At 65.5% G+C, this 12,987-nt stretch carries 12 protein-coding genes; 4 read left to right on the top strand and 8 right to left on the bottom strand.

The window, feature by feature from the left end; all coding sequences use genetic code 11:
• Positions 1-24: 24 nt before the first annotated feature.
• On the bottom strand, positions 25-1,143 hold the full coding sequence (locus tag O4H32_RS09820; protein ID WP_269358705.1) for a high-affinity branched-chain amino acid ABC transporter substrate-binding protein: 1,119 nt from the start codon (positions 1,141-1,143) through the stop codon (positions 25-27).
• 197 nt (positions 1,144-1,340) lie between these two features.
• Complete coding sequence (gene proC / locus O4H32_RS09815; protein WP_269358703.1) at positions 1,341-2,174, bottom strand: pyrroline-5-carboxylate reductase; 834 nt, start codon at positions 2,172-2,174, stop codon at positions 1,341-1,343.
• A 192-nt stretch (positions 2,175-2,366) separates the two neighbouring features.
• On the opposite strand from proC, the gene ugpB reads away from it, so the two are divergent.
• From ugpB to O4H32_RS09795, 4 genes are read left to right on the top strand one after another with little or no spacing between them, the layout of a single operon-like run.
• Positions 2,367-3,677, top strand: a complete 1,311-nt coding sequence (ugpB, locus tag O4H32_RS09810) for a sn-glycerol-3-phosphate ABC transporter substrate-binding protein UgpB (protein ID WP_269358700.1) — start codon at positions 2,367-2,369, stop codon at positions 3,675-3,677.
• Positions 3,678-3,681: 4 nt separating this feature from the next.
• Positions 3,682-4,563 carry a sn-glycerol-3-phosphate ABC transporter permease UgpA gene (ugpA, locus tag O4H32_RS09805; protein ID WP_269358698.1) on the top strand — a complete coding sequence of 294 codons (882 nt, stop codon included), beginning with the start codon at positions 3,682-3,684 and terminating at the stop codon, positions 4,561-4,563.
• Between the two features lie 27 nt (positions 4,564-4,590).
• A complete protein-coding gene (gene ugpE, locus O4H32_RS09800) occupies positions 4,591-5,433 on the top strand; it encodes a sn-glycerol-3-phosphate ABC transporter permease UgpE (RefSeq protein WP_269358697.1) in 843 nt (280 codons plus the stop codon).
• Positions 5,434-5,448: 15 nt separating this feature from the next.
• Entirely contained in the window at positions 5,449-6,525 is a 1,077-nt protein-coding gene (locus tag O4H32_RS09795) for a sn-glycerol-3-phosphate import ATP-binding protein UgpC (RefSeq protein ID WP_269358695.1), read from the top strand.
• A gap of 100 nt (positions 6,526-6,625) precedes the next feature.
• Here O4H32_RS09795 and O4H32_RS09790 read toward each other — a convergent pair whose 3' ends face one another.
• From O4H32_RS09790 to O4H32_RS09765, 6 genes are all read right to left on the bottom strand, one after another.
• On the bottom strand, positions 6,626-7,747 hold the full coding sequence (locus O4H32_RS09790) for a branched-chain amino acid ABC transporter substrate-binding protein (RefSeq protein WP_269358693.1): 1,122 nt from the start codon (positions 7,745-7,747) through the stop codon (positions 6,626-6,628).
• Between the two features lie 124 nt (positions 7,748-7,871).
• Positions 7,872-8,399: a Dps family protein gene (locus O4H32_RS09785; protein ID WP_269358691.1), complete on the bottom strand. Its 528-nt coding sequence runs from the start codon at positions 8,397-8,399 to the stop codon at positions 7,872-7,874.
• Between the two features lie 94 nt (positions 8,400-8,493).
• Positions 8,494-9,450, bottom strand: coding sequence for a LysR substrate-binding domain-containing protein (locus tag O4H32_RS09780; protein WP_269358690.1), 957 nt, complete (start codon positions 9,448-9,450; stop codon positions 8,494-8,496).
• Positions 9,451-9,461: 11 nt separating this feature from the next.
• On the bottom strand, positions 9,462-11,471 hold the full coding sequence (gene recG, locus O4H32_RS09775; protein ID WP_269358923.1) for an ATP-dependent DNA helicase RecG: 2,010 nt from the start codon (positions 11,469-11,471) through the stop codon (positions 9,462-9,464).
• A gap of 87 nt (positions 11,472-11,558) precedes the next feature.
• Positions 11,559-11,945 (bottom strand): Rid family detoxifying hydrolase, encoded by a 387-nt coding sequence (locus O4H32_RS09770; protein WP_269358687.1) that lies wholly within the window; start codon positions 11,943-11,945, stop codon positions 11,559-11,561.
• Positions 11,946-12,031: 86 nt separating this feature from the next.
• Positions 12,032-12,808 carry a ferredoxin--NADP reductase gene (locus O4H32_RS09765; RefSeq protein WP_269358685.1) on the bottom strand — a complete coding sequence of 259 codons (777 nt, stop codon included), beginning with the start codon at positions 12,806-12,808 and terminating at the stop codon, positions 12,032-12,034.
• Positions 12,809-12,987 lie beyond the last annotated feature (179 nt).

Here is a 12,987-nt window from a genome sequence, read left to right as displayed (position 1 = left end):
TTGCGCCGGGGCCGGCAGAGCCCGTCAGGGCTGGATCTGGGTCAGGTTGCCATTGGCATCCCAGCGGAAGACGGCGAATTCGAAATGCTTGAGGTCGCCCTTCGCATCGTAATCGACCTTGCCGATCGCGGTATCGAAGCTGTGGCCGTGCATGTAATCGGCGACCTTGGCCGGGTCCGCGCCCACCGCGTTGATGCTGGCGGCCAGCACCTGCATCGCCGCGTAGGCGGTCATGGTGAACGCGCCGTCGGGACTGCGCTGATATTTCTTGAACTGTTCGAGGATCTGTTCATTGCCCTTGCGCTTGGTGAAGTCGGCGGGCAGCGTCACCAGCAGCTTGTCGACGGCCGGCCCGGCGATGGCGGCGAGATCCTTGTTGGCCACGCCTTCGGGACCCATGAACTGGGTGTCCAGGCCCTGTTCGCGCGCCTGGCGCAGCAGCAGGCCCAATTCGGGGTGATAGCCGCCGAAATAGATCAGGTCGGGGCCCAGCGCCTTCAGTTTCGAGATCACGGCGGAATAGTCGCTGTCGCCCACGTTGATGCCCTCGAACATGGCGATGTTCACGCCGTCCTTTTCGAGGGCTTTCTGGACCTGGGTGGCCACCCCGTTGCCATAGGTCTGCTTGTCGTGCAGGATGGCAACCTTCTTGGGCTTGAGTTGCTTGGCGATGTAATCGGCGGCGAAAGGACCCTGCTGGTCGTCGCGGCCGATGGTGCGGAAGAAGAAGTGCGGCTTGATCGTGTCGGTCACCAGCGGGGACGTGGCGCCCGGGGTGATGGCGACGATGCCTTCCTGTTCGTAGACGTTCACGGCCGGCACGGTGGTGCCCGAGCAGGCATGCGCCACGGCGAACTTGGCGCCGGAGTTGATCACGCGATTGGCGGCCGGGACCGCCTGCTTGGGTTCGCAGCCATCGTCGATCAGCAGCGGTTCGATCTTCATGCCCTTGATGCCGCCGGCTTCGTTCATGGCATCGATGGCCGTCAGCGCGCCCGCCTGTATTTGATCGCCGTACTGGGTGTTGGGACCGGTCATCGGCTGTGGGATGCCGATCTTGAGGGTGTCGGCATGGGCGCCGGCAACCAGAGCCAGAGATCCGAACGCGAGGATGCAGGGGGTGATGCGCAGTTTGAACTTCATTCGATAGTCTCCGGTAGAGGCGCCGTTGGCGGTTTCGACAACCCGGTCAGGGTCGAAGCCAGGGGCGCTGAAAGCCTTGGTTTTGCTTCCGCCCTGAGCGGCAGGCGTATTCTGACGGCTCACCCGGGGGGTGTCACTACGGTTAATCCCTTATGAAGAAGCGTGGCGATGCGCCGCGCCAAATTATTGGGGACGGATCAAACCGAGAACTCCCGCGCCAGTTCGCCCGCGCGACGGGCGGCGGCGGAGACCGCCTGGCGCATGATGTCGGGCAGGCCGCGATCCTGTAAGACCGCCAGGGCCGCCGCCGTGGTGCCGCCCTTCGAAGTCACCCGCTCCCGCAGGACCGCGGGCGAATCCGGCGACAACGTCGCCAGCTGGGTGGCGCCATGGAAGGTGCCCAGCGCCAGCCGGCGCGCCTGGTCCGGCGTCAATCCCTGTTCGATCCCGGCCGCGATCAGGGATTCCAGGAACAGGAAGACATAGGCCGGACCGCTGCCGGACACCGCCGTGACGGCGTCGATGGCGGCGTCGTCACTCACCCAGATGACCTCGCCGACGGCGCGCAACAATTCCTCCGCCAGCGCACGGTCGGACTCGTCCACGCCCGACAAGGCCGCCATGCCCGTCATGCCGCTGGCGATCAGCGCAGGCGTGTTGGGCATGCAGCGCACGACCCGAGTGTAGGGCTGGTCATCGGTGCCCAGCCAGCGCGCGATCGCCTCTCCGGGGATGCCGGCGGCGATGCTGATGACCAGGGTGTCGGGACGCAACCACGGCCGGCACTGGCGCACGACCTCGGCCATCACCTGGGGCTTGACGGCGAAGAACCAGACGCGGCATTCGGACAGACGGGCGTCGGGCGCCGCGGCCGTGGTGGTGCCCAGCGCCTCCCAGCCCCCGCGAGTGGCCTCGCCGGGGTCGATGACATGCACGTTGCCGGCCGCGCAACGACGGCCGATCAGGCCGCTGGCCAGGGCGTTGGCCATATTGCCGCCACCAATGAGCGCGAGAGAGAGTTCGGTTTTCATGACCCGGCATTGTACGGACAAGCGTCTTTTCATAGAAGCCCCCGACCGGGAGTCTGCAAAAAAACAAGGTGAGGAGACAAGGAAATCAGGGATTGCCAAAGCGGTCATCAGCCCATCACAATGGCTGCCTATAATCACCTCCCGCCGCCGCCCCGACGGGACCGGAGGGGGGCACAATCACAGGAGACCACCATGGCTTTTCCCTTGTTCCGCACGACCGCGCTGGTCGCCTTGCTGACCAGCGCAGGCATGGCCCAGGCCGCCACCGACATCACGTTCTGGCATTCCATGGAAGGCCCCTTGGGCGAACGCGTCGCCAAGCTCGCCCAGGACTTCAACGCCAGTCAGTCCGACTACGTCGTGCATGCCGTCTACAAGGGCAACTACGGCGAATCCATGAATGCCGGAATCGCCGCTTTCCGCGCGGGCAACGCCCCCGACATTCTCCAGGTCTTCGAGGTCGGCACCGCCACCATGATGTACGCCAAGGGCGCCATCAAGCCCGTCCAGGCGCTGTCCGAATCCGTCGGCGACCCCATCGATCCGTCCGCCTTCCTGGGCGCCGTGGCCGGCTACTACTCATCCCCGGACGGCAAGCTGGTGTCCATGCCCTTCAACAGCTCCACTCCCGTGCTGTACTACAACAAGGACGCCTTCAAAAAAGCCGGCCTGGATCCCGAACACCCTCCCAAGACCTGGCCCGAGGTCGCCGAGGCCGCGAAAAAACTGCGCGCCGCCGGGATGGAATGCGGCTATTCTTCGGCCTGGCCGTCCTGGGTGCTGCTGGAAAATTTCGCCGCCTGGCACAACGTGCCCTACGCCAGCCAGGACAACGGCTTCGGCGGCCTGGACGCCCGCCTGCGGCTCGACAGCCCGTTGTTCAAGAAGCACCTGGGCTTCCTGTCCGAAATGGCCAAGGCCGGCACCTTCACCTACGGCGGGCGCGGCGATGCGGGCAACGCCCTGTTCACCTCGGGCAAGTGCGGCATGTACACCGGCTCGAGCGGCATGCGCGCCTCCATCATCAAGACCGGCGGCTTCGCCTTCGGCACCAGCACCCTGCCCTATTATCCCGACGTGCAGGGCGCACCCCAGAATTCCATCATCGGCGGCGCCTCTCTGTGGGTGTTCTCCGGCAAGTCCGACGCCGCCTACAAGGGCGTGATCAAGTTCTTCAAGTTCCTGGCCAGCCCCACGCAGGCCGCCGCCTGGCACCAGGGCACCGGCTACGTTCCCGTCACCAAGGCCGGCTATCAGGCCACCAAGGAATCCGGCTTCTACGACAAGAACCCGGGCACGGAAATCGCGGTCAGGCAACTCGACGCCAACACCACCGCGAATTCGCGCGGCATCCGGCTGGGCTATCTGCCGCAGATCCGCGACATCGAGGACAGCACCATGGAACAGATCTTCGCCGGCCAGACCAGCCCCGAGGAAGGCCTGAAGAAAATGAACACCCAGGGCAACGCCCTGCTCGAACGCTTCCAGAAGAGCGTCAAGTAGGTTGATGGAGAAACGCGTCGTTTTCCGCCACCGCAGCCTGCCCTGGCTGCTGCTGGCGCCGCAACTGGCCATCACGCTGGTGTTCTTCTTCTGGCCTGCGGGCCAGGCTATGTGGCAGTCCTTCCGTCTGGAGGACCCCTTCGGCCTGTCCTCGCAGTTCGCGGGGCTGGACAATTTCGCGGACCTGTTCTCCAGCGCCGACTACCTGGGCTCGTTTCGCACCACGCTCTGGTTCTCTGCGCTGGTGGCCTGCGGCGGACTGGCGATCTCGCTGCTGCTGGCCGTGATGGCCGACCGCGTGGTGCGCGGCGCGGGCATCTACAAGACCCTGCTGATCTGGCCCTATGCGGTCGCGGCGGCGGTCGCCGGAGTGCTGTGGCTGTTCCTGTTCTCGCCCTCGGTCGGCATCCTGGCGGTCTACCTGGCGCAGCTTGGCCTCGACTGGAATCCGCGCCTGGACGGCGCCGACGCCATGGCGCTGGTCGTCTTCGCCTCGATCTGGAAGCAGGTGTCCTACAACTTCCTGTTCTTCCTGGCCGGCCTGCAGTCCATCCCCCGTTCGCTGATCGAGGCCGCCGCCATCGACGGCGCGGGCCCCTTCCGGCGCTTCCGCACCATCGTGTTTCCGCTGCTCTCGCCCACGACCTTCTTTCTGCTGGTGATCAACTTCATCTACGCTTTCTTCGATACCTTCGCGGTAATCGACGTGGTCACGCAGGGCGGGCCCGGGCACGCCACCGACATCCTGGTCTACAAAGTCTACAACGCCGGATTCAAAGGCCTGGACCTGGGCGCCTCCGCCGCCCAGTCGGTGATCCTGATGCTGATCGTGATCGGCCTGACGGCGCTGCAGTTCCGCTACGTCGACCGCAAGGTGAACTACTGATGGATGCCCCTCTTTCCGGAGGCGCCCATGGTTGAACGCCGTCCGCTGCTCGACCTCGTCTCGCACCTCACGCTGATCCTGGGTGTGGCGGTCATCGCCTTTCCGCTGTACGTGGCTTTCGTGGCCTCCACCCAGACGGCCCAGGAAGTCGCCCGGGCGCCGATGTCCCTGGTCCCTGGCGCCCACTTCCTGGACAACTACTGGGCCGTGCTGAAAGGCGGAGCGATCAATACCCCGCCCGTGGGCCGGATGCTGTGGATCAGCACCTTCATGGCCCTGGCGATCGCCATCGGCAAGATCGTCATTTCCATGCTGTCGGCCTTCGCCGTGGTGTACTTCCGCTTTCCCTTTCGTATGCTGTGTTTCTGGATGATCTTCGTCACCCTGATGCTTCCCGTGGAAGTCCGCATCGCGCCCACCTATGCGGTGGTCGCCGACCTGGGCATGCTCAACAGCTACGCCGGCCTGACCTTGCCGCTGATCGCCTCGGCCACGGCCACCTTTCTGTTCCGGCAGTTCTTCCTGACCGTGCCCGATGAACTGGTCGAGGCCGCGCGCATCGACGGCGCCGGCCCCATGCGATTTTTCAAGGACATCCTGCTGCCGCTGTCGCGCACCAGCATCGCCGCCCTGTTCGTGATCCAGTTCATCTACGGCTGGAACCAGTATCTGTGGCCGCTGATCATCACCACGCACGAAAACATGTACCCCGTCGTGGTCGGCATCCGCCGCATGATCGCCGGGGGTGACAGCGTCACCGAATGGAATCTGGTGATGGCTACGGCCATGCTGGCGATGCTGCCGCCCGCGGCCGTCGTCATCCTGATGCAGAAATGGTTCGTCAAGGGCCTGGTCGATTCAGAAAAATAGGAAAACGCATTCCCCATGGCAACCCTCAGCTTCCGCAACGTGCGCAAGATTTATCCGGGCAACGTGGCTGTCATCCACGGCCTCGACATGGAAGTCCGCAATGGTGAATTCGTCGTGATCGTCGGGCCGTCAGGCTGCGGCAAATCGACCCTGATGCGCATGGTGGCGGGACTGGAGACCATCACCGGCGGAGAAATCGCGATCGGCGACCGGGTCGTCAACGACCTGGAACCCGCAGAACGCGACATTGCCATGGTGTTCCAGAACTACGCGCTCTACCCTCACATGAGCGTCTTCGACAACATGGCCTACGGCCTGAAGATCCGCCGCCTGGGGCGCGGCGAAATCCGCCGCCGCGTCGAGGACGCCGCCCGCATCCTGGAACTGGGGCAGTTGCTGGAACGGCGCCCGCGCCAGCTATCCGGCGGCCAGCGCCAGCGCGTGGCCATGGGCCGCGCCATCGTGCGCGAACCGGCTGTTTTCCTGTTCGACGAACCCCTGTCCAACCTGGACGCCAAGCTGCGTGTGCAGATGCGCCTGGAAATCCAGAAGCTGCACCAGCGCCTGGGCACCACCAGCTTGTACGTCACCCATGACCAGGTCGAGGCCATGACGCTGGCCCACCGCATGATCGTCATGAACAAAGGGGTGCCCGAACAGATCGGCACGCCTGTCGAGGTCTTTGAACGGCCCGCCACCCTCTTCGTGGCCGGCTTCATCGGCTCGCCGCCGATGAATCTGCTGCGGGTGGACACCGATGTCCAGGGCCGGGCCGTCGGCCCGGACGGTGCCGCCCTGCCCCTGGCCGCGCCCCCTCGATCCGCCGCGCACGGTCTGATCCTGGGGCTGCGCCCGGAACACCTGAAGCTCGGCGCGCCGGGCTTGCAAGCCCGGGTCGAGATGATCGAGATCCTGGGGTCCGAACAGCTGATCCATGCCCGCTGGGGTGATCAGGCACTGGTCCTGCGCTGCGCCGTATCCGAAACCCGAAGCCGCGCCCTGTCGCCCGGCGACGAGATCACGCTGGGGCCGGATGGCGAGCACCCGGCGCACTGGTTCGACGCCGAAACCGGAAAGCGCATCCAGGACTGAGTCGCGCCGGCATGGCGCGGCCATGAAAAAACGGCGCGGCCCCGGAAGGGTCGCGCCGTTTTCGTCGCCGGGGCGTCATGACGCCCCGGGACGGAACGGATTACTTGAAGACGGACTTGGAACCGTCGGCATGCCAGGTGAAGACGTCGAACTTGAAGGACTTGAGGTCGCCCTGCTTGTTCCACGCGATGTCGCCAATCGGGGTCTTGACCGAGTGGCCATGCAGCCAGGCGGCGACCTTGGCCGGATCGTCCTTGCCCGCGCCCTTGATGCCGGCGGCGATGGCTTCGACGGCGGAGTAGGCGGTCAACTGGAAGGCGCCGCCCGGGTTGCGGTTCTTGTCCTTGAAGGCCTTGACCACGGACGCATTGGCCGGATCGGAGGTGAAGTCGGCCGGCAGGGTCACCAGCATGCCTTCAACGGCCGGGCCGGCGATGGCATTGATGTCCGGGTTGCCCACGCCTTCGGGGCCCATAAATTTGGCCTGCAGGCCCTGTTCTGCGCCTTGGCGCAGCAACAGGCCCATTTCGGGATGGTAGCCGCCGTAGTAGACGAAGTCGGCGCCCGAGGACTTCAGTTTGGTGATCACGGCGGAATAGTCGCTGTCGCCGGCGTTGATGCCTTCGAACAGAACGACCTTGATGCCGGCCTTTTCGAGATCCGCCTTGACGGCGGTGGCGATGCCCTGGCCGTACGATTGCTTGTCGTGCAGCACGGCCACGGCCTTGGGCTTGACCTTTTGAGCGATGAATTCCGCGGCGGCGGGACCTTGCTGGTCGTCACGGCCGATGGTGCGGAAGATCATGTCGTAGTTCTTGCCGTCGGTCACCAGGGGCGAGGTGGCGGACGGGGAAATCATGACCACGCCTTCGTTGTTGTAGACGGGCGTCGCGGCGATCGTGGCGCCCGAGCACACGTGGCCTACGACGTAGTGGATCTTTTCATTGACGACGCGGTTGGCCACGACCGGGCCCTGTTTGGGCTCGCAGCCGTCGTCGATCACAACGGCTTCCAGCTTGTTGCCCAGCACGCCGCCATTGGCGTTGATGGTCTCGATCGCCGTGTCCACGCCTTCCTTGACCATGTCTCCGTACTGGGTCAACGCCCCGGTGAAGGGCCCCGCGATGGCGATGCGGATGGTATCGGCATGCGCCACGGAAGAAAGCATCATGCCGGCGGCCAGACCCAGTGCGGCTGCCATCGGCGTAAAGCGTACGTTCATAAAACCTCCTGTGAAAGACCTGGAAAAGAATACACGAAACCCCCGGATAGCGGCCATTGCGCCATACGGGGGTTTTCCCGATATCGCGTTGCGCGGGGTCGCGCAACAACGCGTGGATATGAGGTCAGGCCAGCAGGCTGCGCAACATCCAGGCGTTCTTTTCATGCACGTCCAGGCGCTGCGTGAGCAAGTCGGCCGTGGGCTGATCGTTCACGGCGTCGGCGCACTGGAAGGCCCGGCGTGCGGTGCGCGCGACCGATTCGTTGCCGTCGACCAGCATGCGCAGCATGTCCTCGGCCGAAGGCACCGACGCGGGCTCGGCGATCGAGCTGAGCCGCGCATATTCGGCATAGGTGCCAGGTGCGTAATGCCCCAGGGCGCGGATGCGCTCGGCGATGGCGTCCAGCGCCTGCCAGATTTCCGTGTATTGGGTCATGAACATCTGGTGCAGCGTGCTGAACATGGGCCCCGTGACGTTCCAGTGGAAGTTGTGGGTCATCAGGTACAGCGTGTAGGTGTCCGCCAGCGTTTTGGACAGTTCCGCGACGACCTCGGCGCGGTCCTCGGCGGAAATGCCGATGTCGATGGGCAGGCCGCTGGACGGCGCGATGGAGGATTTCTTCGGACTGGTTTTCTTGACGGTCTTGGCCATAAGGTTGCTCCTTCTAGAAATCGATCGGACGCCTTCAGAATAACATAGGGAAAACCCTTTGCATTGATCGATTCCGGCATATCGGGCGTTTGCGTCAGTCCGCTTCGGTGGCCACAGGAGCCGCATCCTCCAGCATGGTCGCGCCCGGCATGCCGCAGTGGCGCACCGCCTGGATCAAGGCTTCGATGGCCGCCTGGCGTGGGAAGCTCTTGCGCCAGACCAGCACCACACGCCGATCGGGGGCCGGCGGCTTGAACGGCACGAAACGCAGCAGCCGGCTTTCGACGCCCTGCATGCCCAGAGCGCTCGCCGGCAGGACGGTGATGCCGATGCCCGCGGCCACCATATGGCGGATGGTTTCCAGCGAGGACCCCTCGAAAGTGCGCTGGATGCCTTCGCTGGAGGCCGAGAAACGGGACAGTTCCGGGCAGACTTCCAGCACCTGGTCGCGGAAGCAATGGCCGGCACCCAGCAACAGCATGGTCTCTTCCTTCAGGCGGGCGGAATCGATCTGCGCTTCCTGTGCCCAGGGATGACTGTGCGGCAGGGCGACGTAGAAAGGTTCGTCGTACAGAGCGCATTGAGACAGGCCGGTGTCGGGCAGCGGCAGGGCGACGATGGCGCAGTCGATCTCGCCCTGCCTCAGCAACTCCAGCAGCCGCGCGGTGTAATTTTCCTGGAGCAGCAACGGCATCTGGGGGGTGCGGCGGATCTGCTCGGGTACCAGGTAAGGCAGCAGGTACGGCCCCACGGTGTAGATCACGCCGACGCGCAGCGGACCTTCCAGCGGGTCGTGCCCCTGGCGGGCGATTTCGCGCAGATTGGCACCCTCTTCCAGAACCTTCTGGGCCTGGGCGACGACGCGCAGGCCGATGGGCGTGATGCCGACCTCGGCGCCACCGCGCTCGAACAGCACCACGCCCAGTTCCTCCTCGAGTTTGCGAATGGCCACGGACAGCGTGGGCTGGCTGACGAAACAGGCTTCCGCGGCCCGCCCGAAATGGCGCTCGCGCGCCACGGCGACGATGTATTTCAGTTCGGTCAGCGTCATGAGGGTTCCTCTCAACTGCGCAGATACTGGTCGGCGCCCGCCATCCAGCGTTGCCGGTGGGCGCGGGCATGCTCGGGAAACTCGGCCGACAGCCAGGCGGCCGCCTCGCGGGCCTGCTCGAGCAGGTCTTCATCGGAGTCCAGGTCGGCGAAGCGCAGCAAAGCCTGCCCAGACTGCCGCAAACCCAGCAGCTCGCCCGGCCCGCGCTGGGCCAGGTCGCGGCGCGCGATCTCGAACCCATCGGTCGTCTCGTACATGGCCCGCAGGCGCTCCCGGGCGATGGCCGACAAGGGCGGCTGGTACAGCAGGACGCAGGTGGCCTCGCCGCCGCCCCGCCCTACCCGGCCACGCAACTGATGCAATTGCGCCAGACCGAAGCGTTCGGCGTGTTCGATCACCATCAGGCCGGCGTTGGGCACGTCGACACCGACCTCTATGACGGTGGTTGCGACCAGCAAGTCGGTGTCCCCAGCGCGAAAGGCGTCCATGACCGCCGATTTTTCCCGTGCCGGCAGGCGGCCGTGCATCAGGCCGATGCGCAGATCCGGCAAGGCCGCGCACAGCAATTCATGGGTATCGACGGCCGTCTGCAACTGCAGGGCTTCGCTTTCCTCGACCAGGGGGCAGACCCAGTAGGCCTGGCGCCCGGCGCGCACAACCTCGCCCACGCGGGCCAGGACCTCGTCGCGACGCCGGTCGTCGAACAGGCGCGTGCGCACCGGCACCCGGCCCGGCGGCAGTTCATCCAGCACCGAGACGTCCATGTCGGCAAAAAAGGCCATCGCCAGGGTGCGCGGAATGGGTGTGGCGCTCATGCTGAGCTGGTGCGGGCGGAACCGGGCCCGGTCGCCCTTGAGATTCAGTGCCAGGCGCTGCCCGACGCCGAAACGGTGTTGCTCGTCGCTGATCACCAGTCCCAGCGATTCGAATTCCACCTTGTCCTGGATCAGGGCCTGGGTACCGACCGCCAGCCGGGCCTCGCCGGACGCCATGGCCCGCAGGGCCTGGCGACGCTCGGCGGCCGGCAGGCCGCCAGCCAGCCAGACCGGCGCCACACCCAGCGGCCCCAGCCAATCGGACAGCTTGCGCCAGAGCTGCTCCGCCAGGATTTCCGTGGGCGCCATCACGGCGACCTGGGCGCCGGCCTCGATGGCCTGGGCGGCCGCGAGCGCCGCCACCAGCGTCTTGCCGCTGCCCACATCGCCCTGCAACAGACGATGCATGGGGTGCGTGCGCGCCAGGTCCTCGCCGATCTGCGCCGCGGCGCGGGACTGGGCGCCGGTGGGCGCGAACGGCAGGCCGGCCAGCAGGCGGCCCGTCAGGCCGCCATCCCCCCGCAGACTGCGCGCGGACTGAGCGCGGCGTGCGGCCCGGGCATCGGCCAGGGCCAGTTGCTGCGCCAGCAACTCATCGAACTTGATGCGCCGCCAGGCGGGATGACTGTGCCGGGCCAGCGAGTCCAGGGAAATATCCGGCCCCGGATTGTGCAGCAGACGCAGGGATGGCTCGAAATCGGCGAGCCCGTAGGCTTCGCGCACGGCGGACGGCAAGGTATCGCCCAGGTCGGCTTCGTCCAGGGAGCGGGCGATGGCCTTGCGCAGAGCGGACTGGGACAGGCCCTGGGTCGTGGGGTAGACGGGCGTCAGGGTGTCGGGCAGCGGCTTGTCCGGCTCCGTCACCAGCGGATGCACGATTTCCAGGCCATGAAAACCCGCCCGGACTTCGCCCCGTGCACGGATCCGGCGACCGGCATGCAGACGGGCCTGCTGCCCCGGGTAGACGTGCAGCCAGCGCAGGCCCAGGCGGCCGGAATCGTCGGTCAGCGTGGCCTGCAGCGTCCGCCGGGGACCGAAGCGGATTTCGCTGTCGGCAATCTCGCCTTCGAACAGCGCGTGAACGCCGGGTCGGGCATCGCCAATGGGTGTGATGCGGGTCTCGTCCTCGTAGCGCAGCGGCAGGTGCGTCGCGAAATCGGCGGCCGTGCGCAGGCCCAGGCGTTCGAACAGGCGTGCTTGCGGCACGCCTGCCGGCTTTCGGGCGCCGGTCACGGCCCGGCGCGGCTTTTCAGCCGAATTCACGGTGCGTGTCCCGGCGGACGGCGGCGGATGTCAGAGCGCCAGAATGGCTTCGACTTCGAATTGAGCGCCCTTGGGCAGACTGGCGACCCCCAGGGTCGAACGCGCCGGGTAGGGTTGCGGAATGATTTCCGCCATGATGGCGTTGGCGCTGGCGAACTTGCTGAGGTCCGTCAGGAACAGGGTCAGCTTGACGATATCGCTCAGCGTGCCGCCGGCCGCCTCGATGACGGCCTGCATATTGGCGAAAGACTGGCGGACCTGGCCTTCGAAGTTTTCCGACACCAGTTCGCCCGTGCCGGGTTCCAGCCCGATCTGGCCCGACAGGAAGACCAGTTTGCCGGCCGGCGCGCTGACCGCCTGGGAATACGGGCCGACGGCGGCCGGGGCGGCATCGGTATGGATGATTGCCTTGCTCATGGTGGACACTCGGTAATGGTTAAAAGACTATCAGAGTGTACCGATCAATAGCGAAAAATAAAAGCCGGGGCGGCTCCGCGCCAGGCTCATTTTTCGGCGAAGGCACGCTCGTAGACATAATCGCCCGGTTCGCCGACCCCCGGCGAAACGACGAAGCCCCGGGCGTCCAGCATGGCGCGGATGTCGGTCAGCATGGCCGGGCTGCCGCAGATCATGGCGCGATCGACGGCCGGATCCAAGGGCGGCAGACCGATATCGTCAAACAACTTGCCGCTTTCGACCAGCGTCGTCAGCCGGCCCTGGTGTTCATAAGGTTCGCGCGTCACCGTGGGATAGTAGATCAGCTTGTCGCGCACCATTTCGCCCAGGTATTCGTCCTGCGGCAACTCGCGGCGGATGTAGTCGGCGTAGGCGAGTTCGCTGACGAAGCGCACACCGTGCATCAGGACGATTTTTTCGAAACGGTCGTAGACCTCCGGATCCTTGATGATGCTGAGGAACGGCGCCAGCCCCGTGCCGGTGGCGAACAGGTACAGGTGGCGGCCCGGCCTCAGGTCGTCGGCCACCAGCGTGCCGACCGGCTTGCGGCTGACCAGCACGGCGTCGCCCGGCTTCAGGTGCTGCAGGCGCGAGGTGAGCGGGCCGTTCGGCACCTTGATGCTGAAGAACTCCAGGTTGTCCTCGTGGTTGGCGCTGGCGATGCTGTACGCACGCATCAACGGCTTGCCCTCGACCTCCAGGCCCAGCATCACGAAATGGCCATTGTGGAAGCGCAGGCCGGGGTCGCGGGTGGTCTTGAAGGAAAACAGCGTGTCGTTCCAGTGGCGCACACTGAGGACTTGCTCGGAATTGAAAGCGGCCATGACGAAGGTCGGACTCCAGGATTCGAGAATGAATGTCTATGAAAGAGATGGTACGGCGATGGCCGGGAAACGCAAGACGGATCCCCGCGTGTCGAGGAGCGTTTCTTGATTTCGCGCAAGGCTGAGGCGCGAAACCCGGCGGCTCCTGGATCGCGACGCATTTTAGCCCGTTCAGCTTG

It is taken from the genome of Castellaniella denitrificans (assembly GCF_027214045.1).
Taxonomy (GTDB): domain Bacteria; phylum Pseudomonadota; class Gammaproteobacteria; order Burkholderiales; family Burkholderiaceae_B; genus Castellaniella; species Castellaniella denitrificans_A.
Note: the sequence above shows the minus strand (reverse complement) of the source record. Positions and strands in the feature narration are given on the sequence as shown.

Excerpts from the sequence above, each read along its gene's own strand:
- O4H32_RS09820 (WP_269358705.1), bottom strand. The coding sequence starts at position 1,143 with ATGAAGTTCAAACTGCGCATCACCCCCTGCATCCTCGCGTTCGGATCT.
- proC (WP_269358703.1), bottom strand. The coding sequence starts at position 2,174 with ATGAAAACCGAACTCTCTCTCGCGCTCATTGGTGGCGGCAATATGGCC.
- ugpB (WP_269358700.1), top strand. The coding sequence starts at position 2,367 with ATGGCTTTTCCCTTGTTCCGCACGACCGCGCTGGTCGCCTTGCTGACC.
- ugpA (WP_269358698.1), top strand. The coding sequence starts at position 3,682 with ATGGAGAAACGCGTCGTTTTCCGCCACCGCAGCCTGCCCTGGCTGCTG.
- ugpE (WP_269358697.1), top strand. The coding sequence starts at position 4,591 with ATGGTTGAACGCCGTCCGCTGCTCGACCTCGTCTCGCACCTCACGCTG.
- O4H32_RS09795 (WP_269358695.1), top strand. The coding sequence starts at position 5,449 with ATGGCAACCCTCAGCTTCCGCAACGTGCGCAAGATTTATCCGGGCAAC.
- O4H32_RS09790 (WP_269358693.1), bottom strand. The coding sequence starts at position 7,747 with ATGAACGTACGCTTTACGCCGATGGCAGCCGCACTGGGTCTGGCCGCC.
- O4H32_RS09785 (WP_269358691.1), bottom strand. The coding sequence starts at position 8,399 with ATGGCCAAGACCGTCAAGAAAACCAGTCCGAAGAAATCCTCCATCGCG.
- O4H32_RS09780 (WP_269358690.1), bottom strand. The coding sequence starts at position 9,450 with ATGACGCTGACCGAACTGAAATACATCGTCGCCGTGGCGCGCGAGCGC.
- O4H32_RS09770 (WP_269358687.1), bottom strand. The coding sequence starts at position 11,945 with ATGAGCAAGGCAATCATCCATACCGATGCCGCCCCGGCCGCCGTCGGC.
- O4H32_RS09765 (WP_269358685.1), bottom strand. The coding sequence starts at position 12,808 with ATGGCCGCTTTCAATTCCGAGCAAGTCCTCAGTGTGCGCCACTGGAAC.